Consider the following 12,625-nt stretch of genomic DNA (forward strand, 5'->3'; position numbering starts at 1 on the left):
GTCGCCTTCACCTACCATGGCGCCCAATAACAATAAGGTAATCAGTTACATGAAAAAGACACTTCTGCTTGGCAGCCTCTTGCTTGCAGGCTGCGGCGGTGGTGGCGGAGACCCGGCCTCCCCCAGCACCAACCAGGCGCCCAGCACCAGCCCCATGACCCTGGCCTACCAGTGGCAGACCCAAGAGGCCAGCGGCAACTGGCGCCAGTTTGCCCAGGACGCCGACGGTGACAACCTCAACGCCAGCATCAGCCAGCAGGGGCAGTTGGGCCGCTTCAGCCTCGAAGGAGACCAACTGCTGTATCTGGCCAACAGCGGCGCCCAGGGCCAGGATCAGGGCCAGCTGACCGTCAGCGACGGCCGGGGCGGCCAGGCGACCCTGGGGATCACAGTGACCCAGGTGGATGGCCGTGACGGTGTGGCAGTGGCCCTGGCCCAGGGGGACGCCAGCCTCACCAGCAGCCCGGCCTTGCTGGCCCGTATCAAGCAGGAGATCCAGGACGTCCAGGCCAGCCAACAGCAGTTGGTGACACAGCTGTTTGGGAACGGCGCCATCGACTATGCCCCGGGCAACCGCACCCAGCTGTTCAATGTCACCGAACCGGATCGTACCTTTAGCCTGATCAACGCCAACGGCGGCCAGGTGCTGGCCATTGCCGGCGAGGTGCAGGGGGGCCGCTATGGGGGCATAGGCACCCACCTCTTTGCCCGTTTCCAGGCCGGCGAGCTGTTGGCCATGGCCCCGGCGGCAGAGCAACTGCTGGCCTGGCTGATGCAGGATGCGGATCTCAGCCAGCCCCACACCCTGGCCCTGAGTTTTCTGGCCGGCCAAGAGGAGGCCACCCGCCAGTGGCTGGAGGCCCAGCACCCCAACTGGACCCTGCTGGGGTGCAGCGACGTCGCCGCCCTGGACAACTGCCTGGCCCAGGCCGACCTGGTGATCAGTGGCTGGCGGGGCAACGACCAGGACGCCGCCGCCATCGTCGCCAGTTTCCAGGGGGCACTGGCCCAGGGCAAGGGGCTCTTCTACCAACACAACTGGTACGAAGCCACCAGCCCGGTGGCGGATGCCATTACCGAACTGATGGGCGCCAGCCTGCCTTACGGCGGCAACTACTGGGCCAATGCCAGCGCCAATTGGAACCAGGCCCAGGCCATGCTGGACCAGGCGCCCTGGCTGGCCGCCGAACAGCGCCTTACCCAGCACTTTATCGACCAGGACTTCGCCTTCGACTGGTCCGGCTGCACCAGCTACGTAGGCAAGGTCAGCTGTGACCAGGTGGCCGGCTTCGACCAGGCCTTTCTCAGCGGCGCCCGCAGCCTTAAAAACGCCCTCAACCGTCTGGACAGCCAGGGCCTGGACCTTTTTGCCGAACCCAACCTGACCCTGCTCAAGCTGTTCGTATTGCTGGGAGACAGCTACCGCGCCCAGATCCATTACCCCATGGACAAGGAAAGCACCGACCCCAACCAGTTCCTGGCCGCCTACCTGGCCGACCACCTGGCCTACTACCACAGGGCCAGCAACCCGGCCCAGGCCGACCTTGGCAACTTCAGCGACCCCATAGCAACGGCACCGGCCCTGGTCAGCCAGACCCTGACCTTCACCCTGAACGGCCACAGCAACTACCGGGGCACCGGCCTTTACCTGCTGCCGGGCCAGCGTATCGAGCTGGAACGCACCGACGGCCAGCCATTGGCCCTGGCCGCCTTTATCAATACCCAGCGCAGCGGCTCTACCCGTGAGTTCAACGCCAACGGCTACCTCAGGCCCAAGTTCCTGCGCTCCCCCCAGTTCAGCCTGACTCAAGGCCAGCAACAACAGCTGACCAGCCCCTACGGCGGCCCGCTGATGGTGCAGCTACCCGCCGGCAGCGGCCAGGTCAGCCTCAAGGTCAGCAACCTCAGCCCCTATCCCTACCTGAGCGACTTTGCCAATGCCGCCGACTACCTGGCGCAACTGGACGATTCCCCCCTGGCCTGGGCCGGCCTGCGTACCGATTTTGTCGAGATCAATTCCCGCAAGCAGATGATGAAGGCCTTTATCTACGCCGACCGCTACCAGGGGGACGTGACCCAGGCCCTGGACGACGTCTGGGCCTATATGATCAAGGGCACTTACGATCTGGCCGGCTTCCAGGGGGACGGCCTGGCCCTGGCCGGGACCGTGGCGGCGCGCTGCACTAGCCTGGGCTGGGACTGCACCGACCCGCAAATCCACGCCAAACCCAAGGTACAGCACATCAACGTGGACGAAGCCGCCGAGTGTGGCGCCGGCTGCTCCGGCAACCCCTACGACCAGTCCTGGGCCCTGAGTCCCTTCGGCTGGGGAGAGAGCCACGAGATAGGCCACAATCTGCAACGCAGCCGCCTGAAGATCTACGGCGGCCGCTCCGGGGAGGTGTCCAACAACATCTTCCCCCTCTACAAGGGCTGGCAACGCTTTCACGACAGTGGCGAACGCATCGAAAGCTGCGACCGCCAGGACCCGGCCCTGACCTACGGCTGGCTCCAGCAGGCCCAGACCCAGGCCGATCCCAGCCAGGCCATGTACGACAAGCTGTGGAGCCAGACCGGCACCTACGACAACGCCGGTACCCGCCTGGATTTCTACCTGCAGCTGGCCTTTATGGCTGACGACATCGCCGGCCTGGACAACGGCTGGCAGCTCTACACCCTGCTCTACCTGCAAGAAAGGCTGTTCACCCAGGCCGCCGCCGACCCGGACCGCTGGGCTGCGCAAAAAGGCGCCCTGGGCATGGCCAGCTTCGCCACGGCACCGGACCCGGACGGCAACGACTTTATGCTGATGGGGCTTTCCTGGCTGCTGCAACGGGATATGCGCGGTTATTTTGACCTTTGGGGCATCGGCTACAGCGCCGACGCCGGCGCCCAGGTGGCGGCCTACGGCTTTGCCCCCGCCGCCAAGGTCTATTACCAGGTGCAAAGCCAGTGCGCCGACATGCAAGTGCCCAAGCTGCCCGTTGACGGCACCAGCAGTTGGCCAGCCACCTGAAGGCTTGACCTGGGCCGCCGTAGGGGCGAGGCTCTGGCGGCAACAGGAGGACTCCATGGCCAAGATTGAATTCAACAACGCCGAAAAGGACGAGATAGTCAGGGCGATACAGCGCTACTTCGACACCGAGCTGGACCAGGAATTGGGCCAGTTTGACGCCGAGTTCCTGCTGGATTTCTTTGCCGAAAAGATAGGGCCGCGCTTTTACAACCAGGCCTTGAGCGACGCCCGCCTGGTGGTGGAACAGCGCTTGGAAGGGATATCGGACGGCTTTTACGAACTGGAAAAGCCCCTGCCCAGATAAATAAAGCCCCGCCTGCGGGGCTTTTTTGTTCAGGGAGCGAAACGCGCCTGCAGATAGGCGTTGATATCGCCGGACTCATAGAGCCATTGCACCTGGCCGTCGTCGCCGGTGATGCGCAGGCAAGGTACCTGCCCCTTGCCGCCCCCTGCAATCAGGGTCTGGCGGGCCTCCTGATCGCGCTGCACATTGGCCAGGGTGATGGGCAGGGCCAGGCGGTGGACTTCCTTTTTCACCTTGATGCAAAAAGGGCAGGTATTGAACTGAAAGAGGGTCAGCTGGCCGCAAGCCTGGTCCACTTCGGCCTGGCGGGCCGGGTCCCTGGTGATGGCCTTGGGTTTGGACAAAGCGGCGTAGAGCAGCATAAAAGGCATCAAGAGACGGCGAAGAACGATAAAAAACAAACGGATAACGACTTTCATAACAGCCTGTCGCCCGGCAGGGCCCGGTTGGGTTGAACGGAAAACAGCGGGCAGTCTATCAGGGTGCCGCCCCGGCTTCGAGGCGGCATCTTGGCTCAGTAACTGTTCTGCCGCGCCTGCAAAGGCCGGGGCGTAGCAGCGGCCTTGGCCTTGAGGCCGAACAGCCAGCGCAGCAGGGCGACGCGGCGCACTATCTCAAAGCCAAGGGCGCAGCCCGCCAGGGTCAGTCCCAGCAGCGCCGGCACCTCCAGCCACAACGGCAGGGCCAGGCCATGGAGATAGACCGCCGCCAGGATGATCAGGGTCTGGTGCAGCATGTACCAGGGCAGCACCGCCTCGTTGGCGTAATTGAGCCAAGGCCAGGGTCGGTTGAGCCAGCGGCCACCAAAGCCCAGCACCGCCAGCAGCCAGCACCAGTGGTTGAGGCTGAGCACCGCCCCCCAGACCAGCCTGACCCAGAGCGCATCGCCATCGACGCCCGCGAAGGCGCCATGGCGCTCGGCAATGATTACCCCATAGGCCAGCAGCGCCAGCATCAAAAGCCACCAGCGCTTGGCGATGGTGGCGTCCCACAGCCGCCGCTGGCAGACAAAAAAGTAGCCAAGCACCATCACCAGCAGGTACTTGCCATGGTTATACCAGTCGTCCAGCAAGGCATGGGTGCTGGGAAAGTCGGCCCTCAGCCAGAGCCAGATCCCCATCAGCGCGGCACAGGCCAGCATCAGCGCCGGCCACAGCCCCAGCTTCTGGGCCAAGGGGCGGGCGGCCAGCCAGCGCAGGGGCCTGGCCAGGGCCAACAGCACCAGGCTGTAGCAGAACAGGTAAGGCAGATACCAAAGATGGTTCCAGGTCAGCAGGCCTATGGCGCTCTGTTGATTGGGATAAAGCGAGGTGCCGGGGTTCAGGTACTGGGGCCAGAAGGCCCAGAAGCTCTGGTCGTAGCCCTGCTGCCAAACCAGTTGCCAATACATCTGGGGAGCGCAGATCACCACCATGCCCAACAGCAACGGCACCAGCAACCGCCGAGCCCGCAAGGCCAGCAACTGGCCGGGGCGGTACTTGTGCTGCACCAGGGCCAGGGCCATGCCGCTGATGAAAAACAGCAGGGACATCCGCCACAGGTTGGACAGGATCATCCCGTCCTGCAGGGCCACCGAGGTCCTGTCACTCTTGATGTGCCAGTCCCAGTCGGCCACGTAGTACATGCCGATGTGGTAGAGGATCAAAAGCCCGAAGGCCAATACCCTCAGGGCGTCAATATCGTAACGACGTTCAGATTGCTCCATGATGCGTCCTGCGGTTAGCGTTGAGTATTGGCAACAGCTTGCGCCAGCGGGCGCCGGGGCCACAGCGCCCAGTGACGCGCGGCGGGGCCCCAGGGATAAGAGGTGGAATAATGGGACAAAGGGGATTTGCCGCCTTCGAACGGCACCGGCGCCTGTATCTTTGGCTGGGGATCGGCCTCTACCTGCTGGTGGGCAACAGCATCAACGCCACCAGTGTCTGGATGGAAGCGGGCCGCCACGGGCCGGCCCAAATCGCCCTCTGGGAACCCTTCTGCTGGGAATACACCAGCCTGGTGGCCACCCTGATGGTGCTGCCCCTGCTGTTTTTCATGGCCCGCCGCCATCCTCCCAGGCTGGAACGGCTGGGCGCCCTGCTGCTGGTCCACCTGGCCGCTTCCCTGGTGTTTTCCCTGGCCCATGTGGGGCTGATGGTGGCCTTTCGCAAAGGCATCTACAGCCTGGCTGGGGGCCATTACGATTTCGGCGACTGGCCAAGGGAGCTGCTCTACGAATACCGCAAGGACGCCTGGGGTTACCTGTGCTGGTATTTGGCCTACCAGCTGTTTGACGCCATTTACCGGCGCCTCAAGGGGGAAGCGGCGTTGATCGCCGACGCCGCCCCGGAAGACAGGGCAGCGGACGCCCTGCCCCAGCACCTGCTGGTGCGCAAGCTGGACAAGGAATACCTGGTCAAGGTGGCGGATATTCAGTGGATGGAGGCGGCGGGCAATTACGTGAACCTGCACAGCCAGGGCCGTATTTACCCCCTAAGGGCCACCCTGGGCAAGCTGCTGGCGCAGCTGGCGCCGGCCGGGTTCAGCCGGGTGCATCGCAGTTTCGCGGTCAACCACAAGGCCATAGACCATATTCGTTACCAGCCCAGTGGTGATGGGGAGATCACCTTGAAGGGGGGCCAGGTGCTGAACCTGTCGCGCCGCTACAAGGACGACTTCAAGGCCAGCCTGGGTCAGGCTTAACGCCGCCCCCTGGCCAGCGCCAAAGGACGCAGGCCGCTGTTGCGGGCCAGGCGGAAGTCAGGCAGTTTCGGGGCGCGGCGGGCGGCTAGCCAGATACAGGCCAGGGTCAGGGCCAAGGCCAGGGGCGGCAGGGTCCAGAGCGGCCATTGGGGGCCCTGGCCGGCCAGCACCTTTTCCCAGGGCAGGTCCGCCAGCACCGAGCCCAGCACCCCCAACAGCAGCACCCAGCCACAGAACAGCAGGAAATAAAGAGACCAGTTCTCATGATGGCGCAGGCCGTAGCGAATGGAGGCACGGCAACCATCGCAGTGGTGGGCGCCGTGGACGGTGCGTCCGTAGCAGAAGGGGCAGATCAAGGTTTTCATGGACCATCCTTGGTGGTTGCTGGGTCCCTCTGGCGGGGATTAATTAACCAAGGTAAGCCAGGGGCCGCCATTCGCCAAGTCGCTTTTGTGAGCCACCTCAAAAGCCCGGCTTAAAGCTGACTGCGCACCGGCAGCCAGGCCAGTACCCGAGCCCAAAAACGGCGCCAAAGGCTGGCCTGGGGTTCCACCGACTGGGTCCAGAGTTCGCCGTCCCGGCAACGCCGCCACAACAGGCTGGAGCCGCTAAACTGCGGCTGCCAGCTCTGGGACCCCAGATAGGGCGCCAGGTGACCTTCCAACTGCGCCACCAGGGCCGGGCTGTCCAGCAGCAGCCCCATCTCGGTGTTGATGAAGATGGAGCGGGGGTCCAGGTTGAAGGTGCCCACATAGAGCTGGCGCCGGTCATAGGCGATCAGCTTGGCGTGCAGTCCCGACTGGCTGCCCGGTTCCTGCCCCCCCGGCAGCAAGGCGTCGGGAGCCAGTTCATAGAGGTTGATGCCGGCGCTGAGCATGGCTTCGCGCTGGGCGCTGTAGCCGGTGTGGGCCACCACCACATCGTTGGCGGCCAGGCTGTTGGTCAGCACCTGGTTGCGTACCCCTGAACCGGCCAGCACCCCCATCAGGGCGATGATCTCGTTGGACGGCACCAGGTAGGGGCTGACCACCAGCAGCTGGTGGCGGGTGGCCCTGGCCAGCCTGGCAAGGGCCACGGCGGTGCGGGAGCCGGCCCGGCGCCGGTTGCGGCGCAAAGGGTGTATTTTCGACGGCTGGTCGAACAGCACCTGGGCCTGGCCGGGCAGCAGGGGTTTGTCCAACACCCTTTTGGGCAGGCTTTGCAGCAGGGCCTGGCAATGGGGCTTGTCCCAAAAGGCGTGCAGCTTCTTAAAGGCCAGGCGCGCCTCTATCTTCAGGGGTTTTAGGGTAATAAGCCGGGACACGGGTACCGCCCATTGGGCGTTGTAGAAGAGATCGAAGGCGTCTCCCACCTCCACGGCCACGGCTCCCACCGCCAACACGTCCATGTCCAGAAAGTTGCGCCTGGGGTGCAGGCCGAAGTACTCGTCCCCCACATTGCGCCCCCCCAGCACCACCACTTCCCCGTCGATCACCAGGGCCTTGTTGTGCATGCGGTGGTTGGCCCGGGAAAAATCCCAGAGCCATTCCAGGGGCCGGGTGATGGGGGTCAGCACCCGGCTGCCGAAAGGGTTGAACAGGCGGATGTTGACGTTGGGGTGGATGTTGAGCCGGGCGATCAGGGGGTCATCGTCGGTATGGATGTCGTCAATCAACAGCCTGACCCTGACCCCGCGCTCGGCAGCGTCCAACAGGGCCGCCAGCAGCAGTTTGCCGGAGGTGTCCACCCGCCACTGGTAATACTGGGCGTCGATGCTGACCTGGGCCGCTTCGATCAACGCCAGGCGCACCGCCAGGGCCTCTTTGTTGTCGTCCAACAGCCGCAAACCCTGGCCCAGGCGGCCACGCCAGGGCAGATCGTCCCGAGGGGGCAGCCGAGTGGAAGGTTCCCGGGCAAAACGGGGCACCCTGGTGGCAGCACCGGCCACCAACAGCGACAGGGATGTGAGCCACCAGCGCAGGCTACTCAAGGCCTGACCCTCGGATCCTGCCGTTGACCGCTCCAGACGACCAATTCAACCAAGTTACAGCTCCTGTTAAAACTTGTTGAGATATAACATAAATAACAACAACTTGCTGTATTTGAGCGATCCCTTCACCGGCCTGGTGTTCGCAAAGAATAGTCTTTTCGTCCTAGGCGCTGTGGTGATCTGCAGTGGAAGTTGCCCTGCAGCTTTGATAAGGTGGCGGCCGCTCAAATAATGCCCAGCATCCAAAGGAGTGGATCATGCGAAAAGCGCTTCTCTTTACCGCCTTCTCTATGCTGCTGTCCGGCTGTGTCCAGACAGAGACCAAAGTTCAAGACAAACCCCAGTTCGACGTGGTGGTGACCCAGGTCAACCTGGAGGAAAGCGCCGTTAAATCCGAGGTACTGCACAAGCTGCAGAGCATTGCCGTGGCCGACCTGTCCGCCTTCCTGGTCAACACCTCACCGGAAAACCAGCGTCTCTACAAGAGCGTGGTCAAGAACACCCTGGACCTGCTGGCCGAAGATACCCGCTACCGCCTGGTAGGCCCGGCCAACTTTGCCAAGCAACTCAACGACATGAAAGTGTCCCTGGATCTCAACAGCATGAGCCAGGACGAGGTTAACCAGATCCTCGCCAAGGCCGCCTACGCCATGGGCGTGCACGGGGTGGTGGTGGTGAGCCTGGAAGACGGCAAGGGTGACACCCGCTGGCTGGAAACCCCCAAGGACGCCAACGTCTCCGCTGCCATGCGGGTGCTGCGTACCCGTATTTACATGCCCCTGTGGGAGCAGCGTGAAGCCCTGGCCTGGGTGGACGTAAACAACGGCCTGGGCAATGTCAACGACGCTGCCCTGGACGAAGAAGTCAAAGGCTTCGTCCAGCCTCTGGTCCAGGCACTGCGCAGCGACTACCGCAACTGATACCAAAGGGCGCCAAGGCGCCCTTTCCTTTACCTACAGCGCTGGTGCGTCGTTTACACTTAGCTAACCTCCGTCGCAGGTAGCAGGTGGACCATGAGACCCAGCCCAAGCCTTCGAGTGCAGATCGCTGTCGCCATTGCCTTGCTGGCCATCGCCATGGCCTGGTCCTTCACCGTTATCACCGGCTCCAAAATCGTCCACAAGGCCCAGCAGATCTCCGGCGAATTGCTGGCCAAAAATGCCTTCCTGATGATGGCCCGCCTCGATCGGGACATGGACTACCGCATCGCCCTCCTGGGCACCCTGGGCTCCCTGCCCTTTATCCGCCACCGCAACGACCCCCAGGCGATCAGGGCCACCCTGAGCAATACCAGTGAAAGCCTGCCGGCCCTGGTGTGGATGGCCCTGACCGACGCCAAAGGCTATGTGCTTATCGCCACCGACCCGCGCCTGGAATCCACCAGCCTGGCCGAGCATCCCCTCTACCGGCAGGCGGTGGACAAGCTCTACCTGGGCGACCGCCTGGAAGGCACCCTGATCACCGAAGAGCCGGGGCAACAGGCCAGACTGGTGGACTTGAGCCAACCGCTCTTTGCCGACGACGGCAGTTTCAGCGGCGTGTTGGCGGCACGTTTTTCCTGGCAGCTGGCCAGTAATGCCCTGGCCCAGCTGCCGGTGCTGGACGCCGACACCCAGGACCTGCAACTGCTGATCCTCGGCCATGACCGGCAGGTACTGCTAGGCCCGGCGCACCTGCAGGGGCGCCCCCTGCCGGCCCTGGCCCGGCAATCCTCCCTGGCCTGGCAAGCCCTGGACTGGCCGGAGGAAGGGCGCTTTCTGACCGCTTTTGCCAAGAGCCGCCACCCTAGCCTGGGTTGGCAGCTGTTGCTGCGCCAGCCCCTGGCCGCCGCCAACCAGGTGGATACCGAGATAACCCTGTCCATCTTCTGGTCCAGTTTTGTGGTGTCCCTGGCGGTGGCGGCCTTGGGCTGGTGGCTGTCGGGGCGCATCACCCGGCCTTTGACCCGCATCGCCCGCGCCGCCGACCGCCTCAGCGCCGGTATTCCCACCGTCATTCCCCAGGTCAGGGGCGCCAGGGAAATCGAAACCCTCAGCCAGTCCATCAGCCAACTGGTGCAAAACCTCAGCCAGCAGCAGTCTGCCCTGGGGGCCATGGAGTCCCTGGCCCTCAAGGACCCCCTCACCGGCCTGCCCAACCGCAGCGCCCTGCTCAGGTTCATGCAGGGGCAGATCGACCCTCTGGTGTTCCTCTACCTGGATCTGGACGGTTTCAAAGGCATTAACGACCGCCTTGGCCACCAGACCGGCGACAAGGTGCTGCGGGAGGTGGCATCGCGGCTGGTGCATAACATCCGCGAAGGGGACATAGCGGTACGCCTGGGGGGCGACGAGTTCCTGGTCGCCCTGCAGCTGGGCCCCCATATCCAGCCGGTGCAGGTGGCCGAGCGGATATTGGCCACCCTCAACCAACCCATATCATTGGGCCAGGAAATGCTGGACGTAGGCTGCAGCATGGGTGGTGCCTATTGGCCCAAGGACCATGAAGACCCCAAGGCCGCCGTCGACCTGGCCGACCGGGCCCTTTACCAGGCCAAGGCCGCCGGCAAGGGCCGGGTCCACTTCTACCGCCATCCCGACTGAGGGCGGCTGGTCGCCTTGCTCTTTTCCTGGGCCCGGCCTTTGTGCACACTCTGGCCCATAACCACACAAGGAGCCGCAGCCACAGTGTCAGCAAAGAAAGGGCTGAGTCCCAACGCCTATGTGCCCCTCAAAGAAGGGGAGCAATACCAACCCTATGTACCGGCCGACAAAGTGGTGTCCGAGTTCACCCTCAAGGCCATAGTGCTGGGGGTGATCTTCGGGGTGATCTTCGGTGCCGCCAACGCCTATCTGGGGCTTAGGGCCGGCCTGACCATCTCCACCTCCATACCGGTGGCGGTGATGGCGGTGGCGGTGTTTCGGATCCTGGCCAAGGGCGGGGTCAAGAGTTCCATCCTGGAAACCAATATCGCCCAAACCACAGGTTCTGCCTCCAGCTCAGTGGCCTCTGGGGTGATCTTCACCCTGCCGGCCCTGTTCATGTGGGGGGTGGCGCCGGATCTGCTGCAAATGACCCTGCTGGCCCTGTGCGGCGGCATCCTGGGGGTATTGTTCATGATCCCCCTGCGCCGCTTCCTTATCGAGCGGGAACACGGCAACCTGCCTTACCCCGAGGGCACCGCCTGCGCCGAGGTGCTGGTGGCCAACGAAGTGGGTGGCGGCCGCGCCAAGCACATCTTCTGGGGCATAGGGGCCGGCGCCCTGTTCAAGCTGCTGACCGGCTGGATAAAAGTGATCCCCGGCACCGCCACCCTGTCCATTCCCTTTATTAAGAAGGCGGAAGTGGGCTTTGACCTGTCTCCGGCCCTGTTCGGGGTGGGTTACATACTGGGGCTGAGGGTAGCGGCCATCATGGTGGGCGGCGGCCTGCTGAGCTGGCTGGTGATCATTCCCGCCATCGCCTATTGGGGCGACAGCCACACCGCCCCCCTCTACCCGGAAACCGTCCTCACCATTGCCCAGATGTCCGCCGACCAGATCTGGACCCGCTACGTGCGCTACATCGGCGCCGGCGCCGTGGCCACCGCCGGTATCATCACCTTGATCCGCGCCATTCCGGTGATGCTGGAAAGCTTCAAGGTGGGCATGGCCGAGATGAAACTGGGTAAGGGCAGCGACCAACAACAACCCCGCACCAGCCGCGACCTGTCCCTCAAATGGGTGGGCCTGGGCCTGCTGGGGGTGTTGGTGGTACTGAGCCTGTTCCCCCACGCCTTCGGCCCGGTAGGGGACGTCAGCCACCGCTTGCTGGCGGCGGTGCTGGTTATCCTGTTCGCCTTTTTCTTCGTGACGGTGGCCTCGCGCATCGTCGGCCTGGTGGGGGTCACCTCCAACCCCACTTCCGGCATGACCATAGCGGCCCTGCTGGGCACCGCCGGTATCTTCCTGGTGATGGGCTGGACCGACACCACCGGCAAGGCCGCTGCCCTGGTGGTGGGCTGCGTGGTGGCCATCGCCGCCTCCATCGCCGGCGACACCTCCCAGGATCTCAAGTCCGGCTACCTGCTGGGCTCCACCCCCAAGGCCCAACAGACCGCCGAGATCATAGGGGTGCTGACCAGCGCCACCTTTGTCTGCCTGTCGGTACTGCTGCTGGCTGAGACCTTCGGCTTCGGCTCCGCCGAACTGCCAGCCCCCCAGGCCACCCTGATGAAGCTGGTGATCGACGGGGTGCTGGACCAGGATCTGCCCTGGACCCTGGTAGCCATAGGGGCCGGTATCGCCGTGCTGTGCGAGCTGTGCCGGCTGCCGTCCTTGCCCTTTGCGGTAGGGGTTTACCTGCCGGTGTCCACCATGACCCCCATCTTCCTGGGTGGCCTGCTGCGCTGGTACCTGGAGAAACGGGCCAGCGGTGAAGACCAGGAAGCACGCCGGGAAAAAGGGGTGTTGCTGGGCTCGGGCTTTGTCGGCGGTGAAGGCCTGTTGGGGGTGGGGATAGCGGCGGCGGCCTTTATCCAGGGCGCCAAGCCGGCCGGCTTTGGCACCCAGTGGGCCGGCGGCGAGCTGGAAGCCATGGTGGCGGGGGTTATCGCCTTTGCCCTGCTGGCGCTCTGGTTCTTGCGCCGGGTTACCAATCCCAAGGTGTAACCAACAAAAAGCCCGGCCAAGCCGGG

The 12,625-nt window shown here is 64.0% G+C and carries 10 protein-coding genes; 6 read left to right on the top strand and 4 right to left on the bottom strand.

Going from position 1 to position 12,625, the window contains the following annotated elements:
• The first annotated feature begins 49 nt into the window (after window positions 1-49).
• A complete protein-coding gene (locus tag B3C1_RS10680; RefSeq protein WP_008484773.1) occupies window positions 50-3,016 on the top strand; it encodes an ImpA family metalloprotease in 2,967 nt (988 codons plus the stop codon).
• A 55-nt stretch (window positions 3,017-3,071) separates the two neighbouring features.
• Window positions 3,072-3,320, top strand: coding sequence for a DUF2164 domain-containing protein (locus B3C1_RS10685; RefSeq protein ID WP_008484774.1), 249 nt, complete (start codon window positions 3,072-3,074; stop codon window positions 3,318-3,320).
• Between the two features lie 29 nt (window positions 3,321-3,349).
• Here B3C1_RS10685 and B3C1_RS10690 read toward each other — a convergent pair whose 3' ends face one another.
• Both B3C1_RS10690 and B3C1_RS10695 read right to left on the bottom strand, forming a co-directional pair.
• Entirely contained in the window at window positions 3,350-3,739 is a 390-nt protein-coding gene (locus B3C1_RS10690; RefSeq protein WP_008484775.1) for a glutaredoxin family protein, read from the bottom strand.
• A gap of 95 nt (window positions 3,740-3,834) precedes the next feature.
• Window positions 3,835-5,025 carry an acyltransferase family protein gene (locus tag B3C1_RS10695; RefSeq protein ID WP_008484776.1) on the bottom strand — a complete coding sequence of 397 codons (1,191 nt, stop codon included), beginning with the start codon at window positions 5,023-5,025 and terminating at the stop codon, window positions 3,835-3,837.
• Window positions 5,026-5,135: 110 nt separating this feature from the next.
• On the opposite strand from B3C1_RS10695, the gene B3C1_RS10700 reads away from it, so the two are divergent.
• Window positions 5,136-6,002 carry a LytR/AlgR family response regulator transcription factor gene (locus B3C1_RS10700; protein WP_008484779.1) on the top strand — a complete coding sequence of 289 codons (867 nt, stop codon included), beginning with the start codon at window positions 5,136-5,138 and terminating at the stop codon, window positions 6,000-6,002.
• Here B3C1_RS10700 and B3C1_RS10705 read toward each other — a convergent pair.
• Both B3C1_RS10705 and B3C1_RS10710 read right to left on the bottom strand, forming a co-directional pair.
• On the bottom strand, window positions 5,999-6,367 hold the full coding sequence (locus B3C1_RS10705) for a hypothetical protein (protein WP_008484780.1): 369 nt from the start codon (window positions 6,365-6,367) through the stop codon (window positions 5,999-6,001). The genes B3C1_RS10700 and B3C1_RS10705 overlap by 4 nt on opposite strands.
• A 110-nt stretch (window positions 6,368-6,477) precedes the next feature.
• The gene (locus B3C1_RS10710; RefSeq protein ID WP_008484781.1) at window positions 6,478-7,971 is read right to left on the bottom strand and encodes a phospholipase D family protein; all 1,494 of its coding nucleotides are present in this window, start codon (window positions 7,969-7,971) and stop codon (window positions 6,478-6,480) included.
• Between the two features lie 257 nt (window positions 7,972-8,228).
• On the opposite strand from B3C1_RS10710, the gene B3C1_RS19400 reads away from it, so the two are divergent.
• The 3 genes from B3C1_RS19400 (at window position 8,229) to B3C1_RS10735 (ending at window position 12,599) form a co-directional block, all read left to right on the top strand.
• Window positions 8,229-8,891 (top strand): hypothetical protein, encoded by a 663-nt coding sequence (locus B3C1_RS19400; RefSeq protein WP_008484782.1) that lies wholly within the window; start codon window positions 8,229-8,231, stop codon window positions 8,889-8,891.
• Between the two features lie 93 nt (window positions 8,892-8,984).
• Window positions 8,985-10,553, top strand: a complete 1,569-nt coding sequence (locus B3C1_RS10730) for a sensor domain-containing diguanylate cyclase (RefSeq protein WP_035481825.1) — start codon at window positions 8,985-8,987, stop codon at window positions 10,551-10,553.
• An 84-nt stretch (window positions 10,554-10,637) separates the two neighbouring features.
• Window positions 10,638-12,599, top strand: a complete 1,962-nt coding sequence (locus B3C1_RS10735; protein WP_008484784.1) for an OPT family oligopeptide transporter — start codon at window positions 10,638-10,640, stop codon at window positions 12,597-12,599.
• Window positions 12,600-12,625: the final 26 nt, after the last annotated feature.

It is taken from the genome of Gallaecimonas xiamenensis 3-C-1 (genome assembly GCF_000299915.1).
GTDB classification, from domain to species: domain Bacteria; phylum Pseudomonadota; class Gammaproteobacteria; order Enterobacterales; family Gallaecimonadaceae; genus Gallaecimonas; species Gallaecimonas xiamenensis.

Coding starts and splice junctions, on each gene's coding strand:
- B3C1_RS10680 (WP_008484773.1), top strand. CDS start 50: ATGAAAAAGACACTTCTGCTTGGCAGCCTCTTGCTTGCAGGCTGCGGC.
- B3C1_RS10685 (WP_008484774.1), top strand. CDS start 3,072: ATGGCCAAGATTGAATTCAACAACGCCGAAAAGGACGAGATAGTCAGG.
- B3C1_RS10690 (WP_008484775.1), bottom strand. CDS start 3,739: ATGAAAGTCGTTATCCGTTTGTTTTTTATCGTTCTTCGCCGTCTCTTG.
- B3C1_RS10695 (WP_008484776.1), bottom strand. CDS start 5,025: ATGGAGCAATCTGAACGTCGTTACGATATTGACGCCCTGAGGGTATTG.
- B3C1_RS10700 (WP_008484779.1), top strand. CDS start 5,136: ATGGGACAAAGGGGATTTGCCGCCTTCGAACGGCACCGGCGCCTGTAT.
- B3C1_RS10705 (WP_008484780.1), bottom strand. CDS start 6,367: ATGAAAACCTTGATCTGCCCCTTCTGCTACGGACGCACCGTCCACGGC.
- B3C1_RS19400 (WP_008484782.1), top strand. CDS start 8,229: ATGCGAAAAGCGCTTCTCTTTACCGCCTTCTCTATGCTGCTGTCCGGC.
- B3C1_RS10730 (WP_035481825.1), top strand. CDS start 8,985: ATGAGACCCAGCCCAAGCCTTCGAGTGCAGATCGCTGTCGCCATTGCC.